The sequence below is a fragment of the Actinosynnema sp. ALI-1.44 genome (assembly GCF_001984155.1).
GTDB lineage: Bacteria > Actinomycetota > Actinomycetes > Mycobacteriales > Pseudonocardiaceae > Kibdelosporangium.
The window spans coordinates 183,051-202,207 of record NZ_MTQO01000044.1 but is presented as its reverse complement, the minus strand read 5'-3'; the positions used below and the strand labels follow the sequence as shown (position 1 = coordinate 202,207).

18 protein-coding genes are annotated in these 19,157 nt (G+C 68.6%); 6 read left to right on the top strand and 12 right to left on the bottom strand.

Translation table 11 applies throughout. From position 1 onward, the window contains the following. Positions 1-627 precede the first annotated feature (627 nt). Positions 628-1,338, top strand: coding sequence for a DUF5995 family protein (locus ALI144C_RS19545; RefSeq protein WP_076988551.1), 711 nt, complete (start codon positions 628-630; stop codon positions 1,336-1,338). 4 nt (positions 1,339-1,342) lie between these two features. Here the strand turns inward: ALI144C_RS19545 and ALI144C_RS19540 are convergent, their stop codons facing one another. Then, positions 1,343-1,837: a CAP domain-containing protein gene (locus tag ALI144C_RS19540; protein ID WP_076988550.1), complete on the bottom strand. Its 495-nt coding sequence runs from the start codon at positions 1,835-1,837 to the stop codon at positions 1,343-1,345. A gap of 180 nt (positions 1,838-2,017) precedes the next feature. Here ALI144C_RS19540 and ALI144C_RS19535 point away from each other — a divergent pair, with 180 nt between their 5' ends. Next, a complete protein-coding gene (locus ALI144C_RS19535; RefSeq protein WP_076988549.1) occupies positions 2,018-2,269 on the top strand; it encodes a hypothetical protein in 252 nt (83 codons plus the stop codon). Positions 2,270-2,392: 123 nt separating this feature from the next. Here the strand turns inward: ALI144C_RS19535 and ALI144C_RS19530 are convergent, their stop codons facing one another. Further along, positions 2,393-2,725: a hypothetical protein gene (locus ALI144C_RS19530; RefSeq protein WP_076988548.1), complete on the bottom strand. Its 333-nt coding sequence runs from the start codon at positions 2,723-2,725 to the stop codon at positions 2,393-2,395. A gap of 155 nt (positions 2,726-2,880) precedes the next feature. Beyond that, positions 2,881-3,876, bottom strand: coding sequence for a polysaccharide deacetylase family protein (locus ALI144C_RS19525; protein WP_237774225.1), 996 nt, complete (start codon positions 3,874-3,876; stop codon positions 2,881-2,883). Between the two features lie 107 nt (positions 3,877-3,983). On the opposite strand from ALI144C_RS19525, the gene ALI144C_RS19520 reads away from it, so the two are divergent. After that, complete coding sequence (locus ALI144C_RS19520; protein ID WP_237774224.1) at positions 3,984-5,324, top strand: putative glycoside hydrolase; 1,341 nt, start codon at positions 3,984-3,986, stop codon at positions 5,322-5,324. A 49-nt stretch (positions 5,325-5,373) separates the two neighbouring features. Here ALI144C_RS19520 and ALI144C_RS19515 read toward each other — a convergent pair whose 3' ends face one another. From ALI144C_RS19515 to ALI144C_RS19480, 8 genes are all read right to left on the bottom strand, one after another. Beyond that, positions 5,374-5,682 (bottom strand): DUF1540 domain-containing protein, encoded by a 309-nt coding sequence (locus ALI144C_RS19515; protein WP_076988546.1) that lies wholly within the window; start codon positions 5,680-5,682, stop codon positions 5,374-5,376. Between the two features lie 229 nt (positions 5,683-5,911). Next, a complete protein-coding gene (locus tag ALI144C_RS19510; RefSeq protein WP_076988545.1) occupies positions 5,912-6,880 on the bottom strand; it encodes an NAD(P)H-dependent flavin oxidoreductase in 969 nt (322 codons plus the stop codon). Next, the gene (locus tag ALI144C_RS19505; protein ID WP_076988544.1) at positions 6,877-8,484 is read right to left on the bottom strand and encodes an AMP-binding protein; all 1,608 of its coding nucleotides are present in this window, start codon (positions 8,482-8,484) and stop codon (positions 6,877-6,879) included. The genes ALI144C_RS19510 and ALI144C_RS19505 overlap by 4 nt, the downstream gene beginning before the upstream one ends. Further along, complete coding sequence (locus tag ALI144C_RS19500) at positions 8,484-9,278, bottom strand: enoyl-CoA hydratase/isomerase family protein (protein WP_076988543.1); 795 nt, start codon at positions 9,276-9,278, stop codon at positions 8,484-8,486. The genes ALI144C_RS19505 and ALI144C_RS19500 overlap by 1 nt, the downstream gene beginning before the upstream one ends. Further along, on the bottom strand, positions 9,275-10,474 hold the full coding sequence (locus tag ALI144C_RS19495) for a CaiB/BaiF CoA transferase family protein (protein WP_076988542.1): 1,200 nt from the start codon (positions 10,472-10,474) through the stop codon (positions 9,275-9,277). Before ALI144C_RS19495 ends, ALI144C_RS19500 begins: the two co-directional genes overlap by 4 nt. A gap of 6 nt (positions 10,475-10,480) precedes the next feature. Then, positions 10,481-11,218, bottom strand: coding sequence for an enoyl-CoA hydratase/isomerase family protein (locus ALI144C_RS19490; RefSeq protein ID WP_076988541.1), 738 nt, complete (start codon positions 11,216-11,218; stop codon positions 10,481-10,483). Then, complete coding sequence (locus ALI144C_RS19485) at positions 11,208-12,143, bottom strand: hydroxymethylglutaryl-CoA lyase (protein ID WP_076988540.1); 936 nt, start codon at positions 12,141-12,143, stop codon at positions 11,208-11,210. The genes ALI144C_RS19490 and ALI144C_RS19485 overlap by 11 nt, the downstream gene beginning before the upstream one ends. 48 nt (positions 12,144-12,191) lie before the next feature. Next, positions 12,192-12,698, bottom strand: coding sequence for a MarR family winged helix-turn-helix transcriptional regulator (locus ALI144C_RS19480; RefSeq protein ID WP_076988539.1), 507 nt, complete (start codon positions 12,696-12,698; stop codon positions 12,192-12,194). Between the two features lie 145 nt (positions 12,699-12,843). Between ALI144C_RS19480 and ALI144C_RS19475 the strand changes: the two genes are divergently transcribed. Beyond that, entirely contained in the window at positions 12,844-14,286 is a 1,443-nt protein-coding gene (locus tag ALI144C_RS19475) for an NAD-dependent succinate-semialdehyde dehydrogenase (protein ID WP_076988538.1), read from the top strand. Positions 14,287-15,536: 1,250 nt separating this feature from the next. Here the strand turns inward: ALI144C_RS19475 and ALI144C_RS19470 are convergent. Then, a complete protein-coding gene (locus tag ALI144C_RS19470) occupies positions 15,537-16,487 on the bottom strand; it encodes an alpha/beta fold hydrolase (protein WP_083753198.1) in 951 nt (316 codons plus the stop codon). Between the two features lie 251 nt (positions 16,488-16,738). Here ALI144C_RS19470 and ALI144C_RS19465 point away from each other — a divergent pair, with 251 nt between their 5' ends. Continuing rightward, positions 16,739-17,998 (top strand): aminotransferase family protein, encoded by a 1,260-nt coding sequence (locus tag ALI144C_RS19465; protein WP_076988537.1) that lies wholly within the window; start codon positions 16,739-16,741, stop codon positions 17,996-17,998. Positions 17,999-18,040: 42 nt separating this feature from the next. After that, positions 18,041-19,063 carry an ABC transporter substrate-binding protein gene (locus ALI144C_RS19460; RefSeq protein ID WP_076988536.1) on the top strand — a complete coding sequence of 341 codons (1,023 nt, stop codon included), beginning with the start codon at positions 18,041-18,043 and terminating at the stop codon, positions 19,061-19,063. Positions 19,064-19,157 lie beyond the last annotated feature (94 nt).

The following is a 19,157-nucleotide window of genomic DNA, read 5'->3' as shown; positions in this document are numbered from 1 at the left end:
GATGATACTCGCGGACGAGCGAGCACCGCTCGGTCCGATCGTCGCGACGCGGGCAGACGGCGAACGTTGCGCCGCGCACCCGTTGATGATCCATTCAGGACGGTCGGCGTCCGGCCGTGAGAAGGTTGTCGCAGGTAAAGCTTGTGAGGCAACGAATGGTGCCCGACGCGGGTTCGTGTCCGGGAGGCGACCGACCGGCCCGCGCAGGCGAAATGTCCGGATCACCCGGGGAGACCACCCTGTGGCTGTGGACTGTGCGCGCGGACGACATCTTCCTGCCAACCGCGGCGGGTGAATCAGAGCCAGACGGCGTCCTGGCCCAACCCGGTCAGTTCGCCGCCCACGGCCGAGAACGCGGACAGGGCGCGAGCCGTGCCGCGCCGGGCAGTCGGCGACATCTGCCAGGGCGGTCGTGGCCGTCCACGCGACCGGAACTGTCCTCAAGATGTCCACAAAACCAGTTCTCACCAACGAGTAACGGTGTGCGACAGCGGTTTCGCTGACGGGTGACGCCAGGGGTGAAGAGGGCTCGTCCCCCTTGAGGCGGTCCGGCCGATGGCGGCACCATCCAAGAGTTCTTGTTCAGCCGCGCGACATCGCCGCGAGAACTCCAACCCAGGAGCACGCATGACGCACACACCGGTCCAGGTGCCGGACACCATCGAAAAGGTGATCCAGCGCATGCGGACCATCGACGAACAGCTGGACCCACGCGACGGTGTCGCGTGCTTCAACCGGATGTACATGCGAGTCACCGAGCTCGTCGGGCAGCACATCGTCGAAGGGACCTTCAAGGACCCGCAGTTCCTCGAACGAATGGACATCATCTTCGCCGGTCTGTACTTCAAGGCCGTCGACGCCGCGACCGCCAAGGCGTCACCACCCGCCGCGTGGAAACCTTTGCTGGACGCGCGGCACAACCGAACCATCTGGCCGTTGCAGTTCGCGCTCGCCGGGATGAACGCCCACATCAACCACGACCTCGCCCTGGCGGTGAACGCCACCTGCAAGGAGCGGCACACCACCCCGTCGACGAAACCGGTGCACGCGGACTACCTGACCGTGAACGACCTCCTGGAACAGGCGGAGGCCGAGGTCCGGGCCGAATACGAACCAGCGCTGGCGAGGCTGGCCACGGCCGATGCCGAACAACTCAAACACATCCTGTCGTCGTTCAGCATCGCCCGTGCCAGAGATGTCACCTGGGGCTCGGCGGTCACCCTATGGCAGCAGCAGTCCTTCGAACCCTCGTACACCATGACGTTGACCGGCATAGTCACGACCGTCACGGCGGCGAGCATGGTTCTGCTGACGCCGGTCGTCCCGCCACCCTCGTGAGGTCCTAACGGGTGCCGAAGTCCTGGGTCCAGTACGTGCCGTAGGCCTTGGCCGGCGATGTGGCGTAGCCCACGCCAATGTCCTTCAGCGCGCAGTTCAGGATGTTCGTGCGGTGGCCGGAGCTCGCCATCCATTCGGAGACGACGGCCGCCGCCGTCGGTTGCCCGGCCGCCACGTTCTCCGCCACGGAGCGCCAACCGGTGTAGCCGGAGTTCTCGACCCGGTTCGCCACCGAACTGCCGTCCGAGCCGGTGTGGTCCATGAAGCCATGTGCCGCCATGTCCGCTGTGTGCGCCTGGGCGGCCTGGTTCAGCGTGGCGACGGGAGTCAGCGGCGGGCAACCGGCCTTCTGGCGTTCGGCGTTGGTCAGGTGCACGACCTCGTCCTGGGCGGTCCTGGTGGACTCGGTGTCGGCGGCCACGGCGGGGGCGGTCAGCAGCCCGGCGGCCAGCACAGCCCCGGTCGCGAGTACGCGGGTGGTCTTTGTGGTTCGTGACACGGTGTCCTCCTGTGCCTACTCGTTTTTTCCTCGTAGGCAAGGAGTTCCCGTCCGTGGCCGGTCTAGCCGGTCGCTCCACAGAGGACGTCCACATGGGTGAGTGGCGTTTGCGGGGCTCGGCGGTGGGTACCTCGATCTCGACCACCAAGAGCGGTGACCGGACTCGCCACAGGACGCCAGATGAGCCTCTACCGGGAAACGAAAGGCGAAGGTCGCGGAACCGCGTTCGGGATACTGCCGCGCGCGCTGGCCGCCGCCTACGCCATCATCGTGGTGCACGGCCTGCTCCTGCTGGCCGGAGCTGACATGGCGTTGGCAGGTCCGTCGGTGACGCCGGGGCAATGCCTCGCGGCCGGGTGCCTGTACCTGCTCAGGCGATTGTGGCGTGCGGCGGACAACGACCGAGAGCCGGAGAGCCCCGCGGGCGTGTGAATGGCCCTCGCCCGCAGATCACTCACACGGGCGAGGGCGTCCCCCCGATTGGCACACGCTTGATCACCGGACGTGCGCCGGGCACACGTTTGGGCACGTGATCAGCGCGAGCCAAGCGATCGGTCAGCCGTTGTCACCGTTGTCCTCATCGCCACCGTTGTCACCGCCGTTGTCACCGTTGTTGTCGCCGTTGTCGTCACCCTCGTGGTCGCTTACAAGGAGGTGCCATTGGACGGTGGACACGTTGAGGTGGCACGTGTAGTTTTCCCAGTCCCCCTCGAACTGACCTGTCATGCCTGCGCCGAGGCAGTCCACGAGGTCGTCGTATTCCTTGACGTGGGTCCACCCCGAGTTCGAGTCGTGGCCGTCGTCGTCAGGGCTGGCCTGCGCGGTGAAGGGCAGCAGGGCGAGGGTGGTCGCGGCGGCCAGGACACCGGCGGACAGGAACTTGCGCATGATCTGGAACTCCGTTCTTCGGGCCGAGCGGACTCGGGCGAGTCCGCTTCGTCGGTGGGATACCCGAAGCAGGTGCCACGATTGGTGTGTTCGCCGTGCACAAGTGTGATCGGATCGGGATGAATCGTCGCACGGTGTCACAAGTGGACGAATACTCACTTTCCCGGATCGGCCATCCGGTTCGGTACACCGTCCGAGGTGAAGCGGTTGGCCGGGGCGGCAGCCAGTTTGTCCAACCACGCTGTCGAGCCGAACTGCGCTTCCTTGCCGGTGCTTGCCTGGGATCGGATCCGCGGGATCCGAAGTGGATCGAACCGGGGGCTGTACGGTGACGGCGCCGGGTTCGCGCCGACGAGGAAGACACCGCGGTAGTGGTACCGCACGCCGTCGCTGCCGCCGGACAGGGCGAGCGCCGGGTCCGACGGGTGGATGCCGAACGGCAGGGAGATCGTGACGGGGTCCGCGCCGACAGCGCCCTGCCGGATGGCCTGGTCGCCCCGGCTGATCTCACGTTGCGCTCCGGCGCTGCCCGCTTGGCGCAGGTTCGCGTGCGTCAGTGTGTGATTGCCGATCTCCATGCCGTGGCCGCGCAGCCACGGCAGGGTTCTCGTACCGCCGGGGTCGCCGAACGGGTTGCCGTTGACGTAGAAGGTGGCCACGGGGCGGAATTCCGGATAGCGGGTGGCGACGTCCCGCATGATCGCGACGGCGGTCCGCGGGGCGGGTTCACCCTGTGGGGTGAGTGCGAACTGGGTGGGATCGCCGTCGTCGAAGGTCAGGACCACCGGGTGCGTGCCAGCCGGGATGTCGATCATGCCGGTCACGTAGGCGGCGGCAGTCACCGGCACGTACTTCTCGCTCGCCAGGCGTTCCAGCTCGGCCCGCAGGTCCTCAGGCGTGCGGTCGTAGACGCTCGTGGGCTTCTCGGTGATCCGGTGATACATCAGGACGGGAACGTCACCGAGTTCGTTCGCGTCCACCTGCCGCTGGATGGCCTCGGTTGTCGCGACCGCACTCGATGGCGGTGGTGTCGGCGGTGTGTTGTGGACAGTCGAATGCTCGGCCCCGCACGCCGCGAGGGGAAGCAGGCTTGCCGCGAGGAGCGTTCGGATCGTCTTGCGCATCATGGCTTCACCGTCGGGCAACGGCATGGTTCACGGCCACCTGGAAACACGAACGAATGACTTTGGATTGGCGTTCGCCTGGATGGGAATGTGATGGTGGGTCATGCGGCGGTTGACATCGAGGAGAGTGCCGAGTGGACGATTCGAAGTGGCGGCGCAGAGGTACCGTGGGCCTGGTGATGGTGGTCGCCGCGGCCCTGTTGGTGGCGATCATGGTCCCGTCTCCCGTTTCGCTGATGTCGAGCAGCGAGTTCAGCCGGCCGGGCGCCGTGGACGACGGTCCGCCGAGGCTGGTCGTCGACGCCGCGCACGTCCAGGATCTGCGCAAGCCGGTCGTCCTGTCAGGACGGGCCAAGGGAGCCGAGTCGGTGTCGGTGAACGAGAAACCGGTGCCGATCGCGGCGGACGGCAAGTTCTCGCTCGAACTGTCACCCGCGCCGGGGAAGGTACGGGTGAGAGCACACGACAAAGTGGGCAACGACGCCACTCAGGAAGTCACCATCCAGGCACGCCATCCGGGCATGCGGGCGGTGCACATGACAGCGCTGGCCTGGGCATCGCCGCAGTTGCGCGAACCAGTCCTGCAGATGGGCCGGGAAGGCCGGATCAACGCCGTGCAACTCGACATCAAGGACGAGAGCGGCGAGGTCGGCTACGACTCCGCCGTACCGCTGGGCAGGCAGATCGGCGCGACACGCAAGCACTACGACGCGAAAGCGGCCGTGGACCAGATACACGCGGCCGGTTTGCGCGTGGTCGGCCGGATCGTGGCGTTCCGCGACCCGATCCTCGCACGCGCCTCATGGGATTCCGGCCAACGGGACCGAGTGATCCAGACGACCGGCGGCACGCCCTGGTCGGGGTCCTACGGCCAGTTCGCGTTCACGAACTACGCCAACGCGGAGGTCGTCCGGTACAACATCGACCTGGCGGTCGAAGCGGCCGGGCTCGGGTTCGACGACATCCTCTACGACTACGTCCGGCGGCCGGAGGGCCCGCTGGAGCAGATGCGGACACCGGGCCTCACCGGGACGCCGTCGAACGCGATCATCGACTTCCTGGCCCGCAGCAGGGACGAGGTCCACGCGCGCGGGGCGTTCGTGGGCGCCTCCGTCTTCGGCATCGCGGCGTCCAGGCCAGGCCCGGTCGCACAGGACATCCCGGCGATGTCACGCACAGTGGACTACGTGTCCCCGATGGTCTACCCGTCACACTGGGGACCGGGGGAGTACGGAGTGGCACAGCCGGAATCGCAGCCGTTCGACATCACCGCGAAGTCGGTGAGCGCTTTCGTGGCCCAGGCCCGTGACGGCGGCGCGCAGGTGATTCCGTGGCTCCAGGCGTTCAGCTTGCGCAAGACGTACGGCGTGGCCGAGGTGAAGGCCCAGATCGAGGCGTCCCGGCAGAGCGGTGCGCCGTCGTTCCTGCTGTGGAACGCGAGTTGTCGCTACGACCCGGCCAGCTTGGCCGCGTAGCGCGCCGCCGCCGGTGGCTCGCGCCCGAGCCATCGGCGGCGAAGGAGAATCAGCGTGCTTGGTACGTCAGGCAGTTCGCGGCGTGATCGCCGGAGCCCTGCCCGATGCGCACGCCCTGTGCGGTGCACTCCAGGGACGCGTTGTGCACGCAGTCCGTACGTGAACACGCACCCACTTGCGCCACGACCTTGTCCAAGCCGCCCTTGGTGCTGAGCGGGATGAACGTGCCGCAGTCGGCGGCGCCGTTGTCCCCGCGCACGGTGATGGCGAAGGCGTGGCATCCGTCGTGGTTGTACGAGCAGCCGCTCACTGTGCACTCGTGGACGGCTGGCATCGCCGGGTTCTCGAGGGTGGTCATATCCGCTCCTGTATTCCGTGGTGGGAATGTCGCCAGCGGTTTCAACGATGCCACCGTAAGTGTCGGGCTGCAATTCGACGGCGTTTTAGGCTAGCCTATCCTTTAATGTCCTTTGTGGCTGTCGCCGCAGGTCAGAGCGAATGTCGATACTCCGTGGACACCTGGTCGAATTACTGTTCTTCCGATCCGTTGAACAGTGAGAGCGGTGCGGTTCCCATAAGTTTTGGCGTCAAACCGAAAAGAATTCAGGCTGGGGGAGGCGCGTGACCGCGGCGACGTACTCCGCAGCGAGCTTGCGGACGATCTCGGCGGCGGGCAGCACCGATCCGATCAATCCGGCGGACTGACCGGCCTCGACCTTCCCGTGGACCACGTCCCCCTCGTACGCGGCCATCCGCAGAGTCGACTTGGTGAATTCGGCTCGCCGGGTCTCCAGGTCGGCTCCGGTTTCCTCCAGTTTCGCCATCCGCGAGGCGAACTCGTTGACCAGCGTGCGGACCGGACCGAGGTCACGGCCGACCAGGCGGGTGTCGTCGATCCCGGCGCGCAGCACCGCGTCCTGGTAGGCGCGGTGCACGTTGGCCTCCGTGCTGAGCAGGAACCGGGTGCCGAACTGCGCGGCTCCCGCGCCGATGGCCAGTGCCGCGGCCAGGCCAGCCCCGTCGGCGAGGCCGCCGGAGGCGATCACCGGCAACTCCGGCAGTGCCGTGGTGACCGCACGGACGACGACCAGCGTGGACACCTGGTTGGGCGCGGGGTGCCCGCCCGCCTCCGCGCCGACCACCACCAGGCCGTCCACGCCCGCGTCGGCGGCTTTCCGCGCGTGCTCGACACTGGTCACCACGTGCAAGCAGATCGTGCCCGCGTCACGGAACCGCGCCAGATAACGGCGCGGCCCGCCCTGCGAGGCGATCAACACCGGCGGTCGCTTGGCCACCAGGAGGTCCATGACCTCCTCGGCGCCACGCCGGTACAGCGGCAGGTTCACCGCGAACGGCCGGTCCGTGCCCTGCCGCACCTCGTCGATGACACGGCTGAGGTCCGGCAGCCGCATCGGGCCCGCGGCCACCACACCGAGCCCACCCGACGCGGACACCGCCAGCGGAAGCGCCGACGCCGACGACACCCACGACATCCCGGCCTGCACGACCGGCAGGTCGATCCCGACCAGATCGGTCACCGCCGTGCGGATCCTCATCGCCCCGCCTCCAACAGCCGCACCGCGTGCTCGGCCAACGGCTGCTTGCGCACCTTAGCGCTCTCGGTCATGCCGAACTGCTCGAACCCGTCGACCAGGTGCACCCGGCGGGGCACCTTGAACCCGGCGAGACGCGGCCGGACCCAGTCGACCAGCTCGGCCGGGCTGGCCACGCAGCCGTCGTTGAGCACGACGAACGCGAACGGGACCTCGACCAGCCGGTCATCCGGGACACCGACCACCACCGCCTGGCGGATCATCGGGTGCTGGTGCAGCACGTTCTCCACCTCGGCCGGAGCCACGTTCTCGCCGCCGACCCGGATGATCTCCTTGAGCCTGCCCGCGAACTCCAGCCTGCCGTCCGCGTCCAGCCTGCCGAGGTCCCCGGTGTGCAGCCAGCCGTCCGGGTCCAACGCCGCCGCGGTGTCCCGCGGCAGGTCGAGGTAGCCGAGCATCACGTTCCAGCCCCGCACCACGATCTCGCCCGCCGTCCCCACCGGACAGTCCGCGCCGGACGAGACGTCCCGCACGCGGACCTCGACACCGGGCTGGGGCACCATGAGAGCCGCGGCCCGGATCTCCTCGGGCTCCCACCACGCCGACTGCGCGACGTTCGGCGACGCCTCGGAAAGCCCGTATCCGACAACGCATTCCCGCGCGCCCAGTTCGTCGATCACGCGCCGCACGACCGACGGCGACGCGGCCAACCACGCCCCGCGCAACACCAGGTGGCGGTTCGGCCGATCCGGGTGGTTGAGCAGCATCAACGCGATCGTGTCGTTGCCGGAGAAATGCGTGCACCGCTCGTCCTCGAACAGCCGCAGCGCCTCGCCCGCCTCGAACTTCTCCATCGCCACCACGGTCGCCACGTGCTGCAGGCACGACAGGATCGACAGCGTGGTCCCGGCGACGTGGAAGAACGGCCGCGCGGTGTGGAACCGGTCGCCGACACGCAACCCGACCCGTCCGCCGGAGAAGAACCCGTTCGCGCACATGTTCCGGTGCGTCAGCAACACACCCTTGGGGTACGACGTGGTTCCCGACGTGTACTGCACCAGCAGCACGTCCTCGGGCGAACAGGCGGCCGCGACGGGCTCGGCGGCAGCCGCGAGGAACTCGTCCCACGAACCCGCCGCGGCGGGCACGTCGGAGCCGATCACGACCACCCGGCGCAGGTCGGGCAGGCCTGGATCGGGCAGCCCGGTGTCCACCGCGGGGCACGTCGCACGCAGCACCCCGGCCAGGTCCGCCGTCAGCACCCGGTCGGCCAGGAACAACACGCTGACCTTGGACTGGCGCAGGACGTAGCCGAGTTCGGCGGACTTCAGCCGTGTGTTGACCGGCACGGTCACGGCCCCGAGCGAGCTGATCGCCAGGAACAACGCCACCCACCGTGGCCCGTTGCCCACGCACACACCGACGTGATCCCCGTGCCGCACGCCCGCCGCGGCCAGGGCCGCACGGATCCGGGCCACCTCGGCCGCCAGTTCGCTGTACGTGACACGGCTGTCCGCGGTGACCACAGCCTCCACGTCAGGCGCGATGGCCACGGCACGGCGCAGGGCTTCGTCCGTGGTGAGGGGACAGATACCCGCCAGCTCCATCAAACCTCCTGATCCCGCCGGGCTGCCGTGGCCTCGCTGAAGTCCGCGACGCCCCGCTGCCAGCCGCCGTCCGCGAGGTTACGCTCGATCGCCGCCATCTCGATCCGGATGCCACGGTCCAAATCGGTCTCCGCGCCGAGGTCGACCGCTTGTTTGGTCAAGGCCACCGACAGCGGGGGAGCCTTGGCGATCTCGGCAGCCACCGCCACACCCGCCGCGTCCAGCTCGTCCGGTTCGACCAGGCGCGCCACCAGGCCGACCTGATGTGCCTCGGCGGCGGCCATGATCCGGTTGGTGAACAGCAACTCCTTGGCGCGGTGACGGCCGATCACCCGTTGCAGCCGTTGTGTCGCGCCGACAGTGCCCCAGTGCGGTTCGGGGAAGCGGAATGTCGTGTCCGTCGTGGCGACGACGAAGTCGCAGCTCATCGCGATCTCCCCGCCGGACCCGACGACTGCGCCGTGCGCCAGCGCCACCACCGGCTTGGCACACCGCTCGATCGCCTCGTAGGCCGCGAAGGAGGCCTGACGCCTGCGGCGCACCCACGCCGCGTCCCGCCCGGTGCGTTCCTTGAGGTCCGCTCCGGCGCAGAACACCGGCCCGCTGGCGCGGAGCAGCACGACGCGCACGTCCGCAGCGGAGTCGAGTCGTTCGAACGCGTCCCGCAAGGCTAGACACATAGCCAGGTTGAGCGCGTTACGCGCCGCTGGCCGGTTCAGCACCACGGTGGCGACCCCGTCGACCACGTCGAGGAGCACCTCGGTGCCGATGTCGCCGATGTTGCCGTGTGTCATCCGATTGCCCCTTCCCGGCGCAGCGCGTCGATCTCGCTGTCGCTCAGCCCCAACCGGTCCCGCAGCACATCGCCGGTGTCCGCGCCCAGCCGGGGCGGCGTCCCCACCGGCAACGCGGCATAGTCGTCCATATCGGACATCCGAAGTGGAGTCCGCAACGCCGGGAACGACCCGGCCACCGGGTGTTCGAAGTCGCCGACCATCCCCCGTCCCACGGTGTTCTCGTCGGCGAGGATCTCGCGGACGGTGTTGACCTCGCCGACAGGCACTCCGGCCGCGCGCAGAGCGGTCGCCAGCTCGGCGCGCGGACGCTGGGCGAACGCGGCTGTCAGCACGGCCATCACACGTTCCCGTTGAGCCAACCGACCGGCGTTGTGCCGCAAGTCCGCATCCTCGGCCAAGGTGGGAACGACCATTGTCTCGCACAACGGCAACCAATGCTGGTCGCTGCAACTGATGTGCAGCCATTTGCCGTCGGAACAGGCGAACGCCGCAGACGGCACGCGGCCGGGGTGCTCGGTACCGGTGCGGTGCGGATCCTCGTCCAACGCGAACAACCGCGCAGCGGCGAGGGCGAGCAGACTGACCTGAACGTCCATCATGGACAGATCCATGTGCCTGCCGGTACCGGTGCTGCCCCGGCCGACCAGTCCGGTGAGGACGGCGATGGCGATCCACAGCCCGGACGTCATGTCCGCGACGGGAACACCGGCCTTCGCGGGCGGCGAATCCGGATGCCCGGTCAACGCCATCAACCCGGACAACGCCTGGAACACGGTGTCGTAGCCCTTGCGGCCGGAGTACGGCCCACGTTGCCCGAAACCGGTGCAGGACACGTACACCAGACCGGGATTGGCCGCGGACAACTCGGAGTAGCCCAGCCCGAGCCGATCCATGCCACCGGGCAGGAAGTTCTCGACGACCACGTCGACCGTCCCGGCCAGGTCGGTGGCCAGCTGCCTGCCGTTGTCGGTTTTCAGGTCGATCGCCACCGACCGCTTGCCACGGTTGAACGCGAAGTAGTAGGCGCTTTCCCCGCTGGGCAGCACCGGTTGCATCTGGCGTGACTCGTCGCCGGAGCCGGGACGCTCCACTTTGATCACGTCCGCACCGAGTTCGGCGAGGACCTGCGTGGCCATCGGACCGGCCAGCACACGGGAGAAGTCGAGAACAGTGATTCCGGACAAGGGGAGCACGCGTCATCAGCCCCGGAAGCCGCGCATGATCGCGTTGACGTCCCGCCCGGCGCGCATGGCCTGGTCCACCGGCAGGTCCGCCACGCGGTAGAACAGGTCCTTGGTGGCCGCCATCGCCATCGAGGACGGCTCGCTCCACTTCGACGCGATCTCGATCCCGGTGTCCAGCGCCTTGTCCCGGCTGACCCGGCGGTTGGCCAACCCCAGTCTGACCAGGTCGTCGGCGTCGAGCAGGGTGCCGTGGCTGATCATCTCGAACGCGAGTTTGCGGCCGATCTGCCGTTGCAGACCGGTCATCACGATCGCCGGTACCAGGGAGTGCTTCAGTTCGGGGTAGCCGAACCGCACGTCGTCCGCCACGACCATCATGTCGCAGCCGATCGCCAGTCCCGCGCCGCCGCCGAGCGCGTTGCCCCACACGACCGAGACGATCGGTTTGCTCAACTGCTGCGGCAGGAGTTGCGTTCGGGCAGTGAGTTCCGCGCGGCGCAGCACGGCGTCCTGGTTGTCCGGTGTCAGGTCGGCGAACTCGGTGATGTCGGCACCCGCGCAGAAACTGCGTCCCTCCCCGGCGAGCACCACCGCGCGGACGGAGCCGTCCGCGTCCGCGGCGAGCAGTTCGTCCAGCAGGGCCCTGGTCAGTTCGGTGTTGAGGGCGTTGTGCTTGTCCGGCCGGTTGAGCCGGATCACCCGGACCGGGCCGTGGTCGTCGCGCAACAGCACGGTTGTCTCCTCAGATGTCATGCGGCGCCCCCAAACCGAGCCCGGCACGCGCGACCATGCTGTGCAGGGGGCGGCCGAGCGCTTCCTCACACCGCGCGGACGCGGCCATCACCAGATCGAGGTCCAGTCCGGTGTCGACACCCATCGCCTCGAACATGTTGACCAGGTCCTCGGTGCAGGTGTTGCCGGTCAGGCCGCTGCCGTAGCCGATCTGCGCCGGATGCCCGCCGACGCCGCCGAACGCGCTGTCGAAGTACCGGCACCCGGCGTCCAACGCGGCGACGCAGTTGGCCAGTGCGGTTCCCCGGGTGTTGTGGAAGTGCGCCACAGCGGGCACGTCCGGGAACTCCTTGGCCAGCCGGGAGAACAGCGGCCCCGCGGTGGTCGGAACGCCCAGACCGGTCGTGTCACCGACGGTCACCAGCGACACGCCGAGATCCGCGAACCGCGCGAAGTCCTCCACGACGCTCCCCGGATCCACCCGCCCCTCGAACGGGCAACCCAGCGCCATCGAGATGACGCCGACCAAGGTGAACCGGCCCGCGGCCAGCCGCACCATCTCGGCGACGTTCTCCCATTGCCTGGCGCGGGTGGTGCGCAGGTTGCGCTCGGTGTGCGCCTCGGTCGCCGACACGAGCAGGCTCAGCTCGTCGGCGCCGTGCCCGGCATCCAGATCGGCCAGTGCCCGTTGCACCGCACGGGGATTGGGACAGGTCGCCTTGTACGCGACCCCCGTCCTGCGGGGCAACGCGGACAGCAGGTCGGTGGCGTCGCGGAAGGCGGGGACGCGGTCCGGGTGGCTGTAGCTGGTCGCCTCGATCCGGCGGAAGCCCGCGTCGGCGAACGCGCCGATGGTGGACAGCTTGGTGTCCGTCGGGACGAAGTCCGGCTCGTGCTGCAGCCCGTCGCGGGCGAAGCACTCGCAGATCGTGACACGGTCAGCCATGGTGCCGAGCGTGTCAGACAGGTGTTGATAGTGTCAACACATGCCTGGTTATCGCTCCTCGGCGCGCTCGAGCGCCCGGGCGAGGGTGCCCAGTTTGTCCAGTGCGGTGTCGAGCACCTGGCGTTCCTGCTCGGTCAGGCAGACGAGGAACGCCTGGTCACGCTCGTTGGCCGCGTCGATGAGGCCGCGGTAGAGCGCGGCGCCCTTGCGGGTCAGGGTGAGCTGGGTGGTCCGGCCCGCGCCCAGTTCGCGCAGCACCAGGCCGCGCTCGCTGAGCTTGGCGACGACCCTGCTCATCTGCGCCTTGTCCAATGCGGCCAGTCGGGCCAGCTTGTTGAGCGTCAGCGGGGCGTCCGCGCCCAGGAGTGCGATGGTCCGCCATTCGCCGAGGCTGACGTCGAATTCGCGCCGGTAGCGCAGCGCCGCGCTGCGGGACATCGCGTTGGCCACCCGGCTGAGCCGGTACGACAGCAGTTCGTGGATCGGCAGCTGGTCGGCGGAGGCGGTCCGCTCCGGCGGCGCGGGGTCCGACGAGGCGCTCGGCGTGGGCTTCATGCCCTGCACTGTAGGCGTTCGACGCCGGTCCGTGGTCGCCGACCGGCCGGGTTTCCCTGGTGAACTCATCTGTTGACAATAACAACAGAGCGGCGGCATGATGCCGCCAAGGCTGGAAACGGCGTGATCGACGAAGGGTTGGGCGATGTCGGCGGACTCCGGGGCGACCTTGCTGATCGACGGGCAGTGGCGGCAGGGCAGTGCATCGTTCGAGGTCGTGGACCCGGCGACGCTGGAACCAGTCGGCCGGGTCGCGGACGGCACCGCGGCGGACGCGCGAGCCGCGCTGGACGCGGCCTGCGCGGCGTTCGACGCGTGGCGCGCCGTGACCGTGGAGGAGCGCGGCGGCTACCTGCGCCGAGCGGCGGCCGAGATCCGCGGCCAACTCGACACCCTCGCCCCGCTGCTGACCAGCGAGAACGGCAAACCCCTCGCGGAGGCGCGCGGGGAGCTGCTCGGCAGTGCGCGGATGCTGGAGTGGAGCGCGGAGGAAGCCAGGCGGGCCGGTGGGCGCGTGCTGCCGTCCGCGCCGAACGGTCCAGGCCTGGTGGTGACCGCCCCGGTCGGACCGGCGCTGGCGATCACGCCGTGGAACTTCCCGGCCAGCATGCTGATCCGCAAGATCGGCCTCGCGTTGGCGGCGGGGGCGCCGTTGATCGTCAAACCGGCGGAGCAGACGCCGCTGATCGCGACGGCGCTGGTGCGGATCCTGCATGACACCGGCCTGCCGGCCGGAGTGCTCCAGTCGATCACCACCTCCCGGCCCGCGGAGGTGGCGGGGACCCTGCTGGCCGACCCCCGGTTGCGGAAAGTGAGCTTCACCGGATCCACGGAAGTCGGGCTCAGCCTGCTGGCCAACACCAAGACACACCTACGCCGAACCTCGCTGGAACTGGGCGGGCACTCGCCCGCGATCGTCTTCGCCGACGCGGACCTGCCCGCGGCGGCGGCGGGAGTGGTGGCAGCGAAGTTCGCCAACGCGGGCCAGAGCTGCATAGCCGTCAACCGGCTGTTCGTGCACCGGTCCGTCCACGACGAACTGCTCACCCTGATCGACTCGAAGGTCGCGAGCCTGCGAGTAGGCGAAGGAACAGCGGAGGGCACAACCATCGGTCCGCTGATCGACCACACGGCACTGGACAAGGTCGAACGGCACGTGGCAGACGCCGTCAGCGGAGGTGCGGCAGTGCGCACCGGAGGCAAGCGCTGGTCAGGCCCGGCCGAACTGAAAGGCGCCTTCTACGAGCCGACTGTCCTCACCGGAGTCGAAGACGACATGCTCATCAGCCGCGAGGAAACCTTCGGCCCAGTGCTGCCGGTGTACACGTTCGACACCGACGAGGAAGCCGTGCGCCGCGCGAACGCGACCGACTACGGCCTGGCCGCGTACATCTTCGGCAAAGACCTGACCAGGCTCTGGACCGCGATGGACCACCTGCACTTCGGCGTCATCGGCCTGAACGACCCCACGCCGGTCCGCCCAGAACTGCCATTCGGCGGCATGCACAACAGCGGCCAGGAACGAGAAGGCGGCGCCGAAGGTATCGAGGCGTTCCTGGAGACCAAGTCGGTCGCGATCAAGCTGTGAACCGGGCGCTGCTCGTCTCATCGATCTGGGCGTGCCTTTGTCAAGGTCTGCGGCCGGATTCGATAGGGTTGGAACCAACGTCGACGTCGCGGCGTTAAGCGTTGGAGATGAGCGCGCGCGTGGCTCTTGCTGGCTGCTCGGCGGCAGATCTACTGGGGCAGGTTGTCCCTGGGTTTCTGGGGCAGGTGTCCTGGGGGAGTCTGCCACCGGTGTACGGCGGCAGCCCCCTGCCGATTGATCGCCGGTCGGTGGCTGCGACCGTCGGCCGGTGGAGGGCGCAGCTGCCCGCTGGTCCTGACAGGACTGGTGCTCGGTGCCAGGGATCGGTGTCGGGTTCGCCGAGCAGCCCGCCCCGGGTGCTCGGGGCCAGGTTCGCCGAGCAACCCGGCCAGGTGCTCGGCGGCAGGTTGCGCCGGGGATAGATCCACCAATGCTCGGTGGGGTCGACCGAGTGCTCGGTGGAGTTGATTGCGTGCTCGGTGGGATTGACCGCCAATGTTCGTTGGCGGGGTTGGCCGAGGACAGGCCGCCGGGTGTTCAGCGGCTGGCTCCTTCGGGAACGTCCCGCTGGTGCTCGCCGGGAATCCTGGTGCTCGGCGGTAACTGGCCGCTGGTGCTGGGCAGGACCGCTGGTGCTCGGCGGTAACCGACAGCTGGTGCTGGGCAGGACCGCTGGTGCCGGGCAGCGGGCCCGCAGGCCTTGGGGGCGCCCGCTCGTATCCGGTGGCGGCTGGGTGGTGAGGAATGCGGCCCCGGGCGCGCGGTGACAGGCCCCCGGGAACCTGATCGCCCCGGGGAACCCGATCGCCGGGGCGTGCCTCCCACCGGCCCGCTGGTGCAGGGCGCGACTGCTCCGCTGGTCCTGACGGGACCGAGCTGCCGGTATGCGACGGCAGGCTGGCCGAGCTCCGCCCCCCCGGTGCTCGACGGCTGATTGCGGTGCTCGGCGGCGGATTGCTCCGGGAACCGACCGCTGGCTGGTGCCGGGCGGGGATCGATAGCCGATATCCGGGGACGCGTTCGCTGCTGGGGATCGTCCGTCGGTGGTCGGTGATGGACCGGTCGGGCAACTGGCCACCGTGCTCGTGGCCACCGTGCGCGGCGGCCGCGCCCTCCTCCTCGGGAGCGGCCGCCATGCGAGTGATCGAGACCGAACGCCGATGCGAGGCCACCCACCGATCGCCGGTGCTCGACGCGAATCGCCTGGCCGACGTGCGGTGGCGGGCTGGCCAAGCAACCCGCCCCGGTGCTCAGCGGCAAGTTTCGCGCGGGAACCGGCCGCCGGAAAGGAACTTCAGCACGTCGCGGTTGAACTCGCTCGGACGTTCCCAGCTCGCCGAGTGCCCGACCTTGCTGTACACGATCGAGCTGCTGCCCGGCAGGTGGGCGGCGATCATCCGCAGGATCGGCGGCGGCAGGTAGAGGTCCGCGTCCCCGCCGACCAGCAGGGTCCGCACCCGGAGGGTTTCCAGGCGCGCCCAGCTGATCGGGGCCGACAACGTCTGGCTCTCGATGTCGTGCCCGCCCAGTGACTTGTCCGAGATCTCCAGCCACTTGCGAGCGCCCGCCTCGTTGGCGGCCCGGTAGTACGGGCTGAGCTCCAGGAAGTCGTGCCGCATGGCCGAGAAGCCCGGCGGCCGCAGCCACTCCGTCACCCGCAGGTACTCCGGATCCGAGATGCCCATGAAGCTGCTCAGGATCACCAGGCTGTGCAACCGTTCCGGGTGCAGCAGCGCGTAGTCCGTCGCGTAGTACCCGCCCAGGGCCGCGCCGAGCAGGTGGAACCGCCGCAGTCCGAGGTGGTTGACCAACGCGTGCAGATCATCGGCGCCGACGCCGGGGTTCCCCGGCGTCGGCAGGGTGGAGTTGTAGTGCCCGCGCCGTGAGTACGCGATCACTCGGTACCCGGCCTTGGCGAACACGGGTTGTTGGTACGGCCAGGACAACGCGCTGCCGCTGCCTGGGTGCGACAGCACGACGGCGGGGCCGTGGCCGCCGGTGTCCCAGAACCATAACCGTGCGCCGGGCACGTCCAGGAAGCCTTCTCTGGCAGGTACCTGCGCCGGGATCGGCTCCCGTGGCAGTGATCCACACGGGGATCCACACGGGGCGGTGTCGGCGGCTGCCTCGGATGTGGCGGACAGGGCGAAAGCCGTGGCTGTGGACGCCACCATCATCTGGCGTCGGCTCAGTCGTGTCATGGCGCAGAGAGTGACAGAGGCATGTTGATAACGTCAACAGGCGGTTCTGGTGTGCTAATACCGACCTGGTCGGGTGTCCGTCCGGCGACCCGGCGTGTCCGGTCGGGAACATCGCCGTCGGGCTTTTAGCCTGGTGGTGGCGGAAATCCGGGATCGAAGGGCGGTTCAGCTGTTGACAATGACAACAGAGCGGTCGAGACTAGGCCGCCAAGGACGCGGGCGATCGCGATCAGGCTGTGAGGACGGCGGGCATGACCACACTCGAAGCGATGGACATGGGCGGCATCATCCACCCGCACACGACGATCGGCGCACCGGACCGCCCGGTGATCTTCGAACGGGGTGCGGGCGCGGTCCTGTGGGACGTCAACGGGAAGTCCTATCTGGATGGGACCTGCGGCCTGTGGCAGTGCCCGGTCGGGCACGGCCGCAAGGAACTCGCCGCCGCCGCGGCCGCCCAGATCGAGCGGCTCGAGTTCTACTCGTCGTTCAACGACTACTCCAACGAGCCCGCCATCCGGCTGGCCGACCGGCTGCTGAAGCTGGCACCCGCCGGGATCGAGCGCGTGTTCTTCACCAACGGCGGCTCCGAGGGCAATGAGACGGCGATCAAACTCGCCCGCCTGGCCCAGTACAACGCCGGACGTCCACAGCGGACCGTGATCCTGGCGAGGACCGCCGGTTACCACGGCATGGGCGGCGGGTCACTGTCCGCGACGGGGATCGACCGGCTGCGGGCCGGGTTCGGACCGCTCATGCCGGACGTGGAGTTCCTCGGCAAGCCGCACAGTCTCGACCACGACACCGACACGCTGGTCACCGAGTTGGAGAACAAGATCGCCGAACTCGGCGCGGACCGCGTCGCCGCGTTCATCGGCGAGCCCGTGCTCGGCGTCGGCGGCATGGTCCCGCCGCCTGCCGACTACTGGCCCCGCGTCCAGGAGGTCCTGCGCCGCCACGACATCCTGCTGATCCTTGACGAGATCGTCACCGGGTTCGGTCGCGTCGGCCACTGGTTCGCCGCCGAGTACTACGGCATCGAACCGGACATGATCGTCACCGCCAAGGGCCTGTCCAGCGGATACATCCCGATGGGTGCGGTCCTGATCGGCAGGCGCGTGCTCGACCTGGCCGACGGCGCCACGTTCTCGCACGGCTTCACCTACAACGGTCACCCCGTCGGAGCCGCCGTCGCACTGGCCAACTTGGACATCCTGGAACGGGAAGGCCTGTTGGAACGAGCCAAGACGGTCGGGGCGCGCGTGATGGACGGCCTCGCACCGCTGGCCGAACTCGACCACGTCCGGGAAGTGCGCGGCGTCGGCCTGATGCTCGGCATCGAGCTCGACCGGGACGCCGCGAGCGTGCAGGCCGGAGCGCGAGCGGACGGGTTGATCATCCGCGCCGCGGGCAACAACATCGTCATCTCGCCGCCGTTGGTCATCACCGACGAGCAAGCCGACACCCTGGTCCGCGTCGTGTCCACGCACGTGCGGGCAGCCGGGAACTGACGAGGGAAGTCAACGCCGACTTCGGAGGTCGCTGTGCGCCGAATGAAGAATCTTGGCTGTCTGGCGCTGGTTCTGGTCCTGGCGACCGCTTGTGGCGGGAGCGGGTCGAGCGAACCGGCACTCACGTTCGTGTCCACTGGGAGTTCCTTCCAGGACAACCAGAAGACCGCGTGGCAGCAGCCGTTCACCGACCAGACCGGGACGAAGTTCCGCAACGACGGCCCGGTGGACGAGGCCAAGCTGCGCACCATGGTCGAGGCAGGCAAGGTCACATGGGACGTGGTGGACACCAGCGCCGCCGCGGCCGAACAGTACTGCGGGAAGTACGTGGAGAAGCTGGACTTCTCGGTGGTCGACCGCACCGCGTTCCCGCCGGAGACGGTCAGCGAATGCGGTGTGCCCGCCTTCTACTACAGCATCCTGTTCATGTACGACACCAGGAAGTTCACCGGCACGAAGCCCACGACGATCGCGGACTTCTTCGATCCGGTGCGCTTCCCCGGCCGCCGGATCGTCCCGCCCGACGTGGCGACCGGTCTGCTGGAGTACGCGCTGCTCGCCGACGGTGTGCCCGCCGACAAGCTGTACCCGCTCGATGTCGAACGCGCACTGCGCAAACTCGACGTGATCAAGCCGATCACCACGTTCGCCAAGACGTACGGGCAGATGCAGCAGTCCATGGTGGACGGCCAGGTCGACCTGACGCTCGTGTCGACGGCACGGGCCTACCAGACGCTCAAGGCGGGCGCGCCGTTCGAGACAGTGTGGGACAAGACTTTGGTGAACTGGAACGACCTTGTGGTGCCCAAGGGCTCGGCGAACCGCGACCTGGCCATGAAGTTCATCGCTTTCGCCAGCAAACCGGAGCAGGCGGCGAAGTTCTCCGAACTGGCCTCCGTCCAGTCGGCGCACCAGAACGCCACGCCGAAGTTCGACGACGTCCAACGCCGCATCGACGCGTTCTCGCCGGAACACAAGCACACCGTGGTGCTCGGCAACGCGAAGTGGTGGGCCCAGAATTTCGACCAGGTCACCGCGCGGTTCAGCAAGTGGCTGGCGGGATGACGCCGATGAATTCGGAGCAACGAAGTTCAGTCCAGCGCGGTGCCGCCCAACCGGGTGCGAGTCAGCCGGGTGCGGATCGCCTGAGCCAGACCGT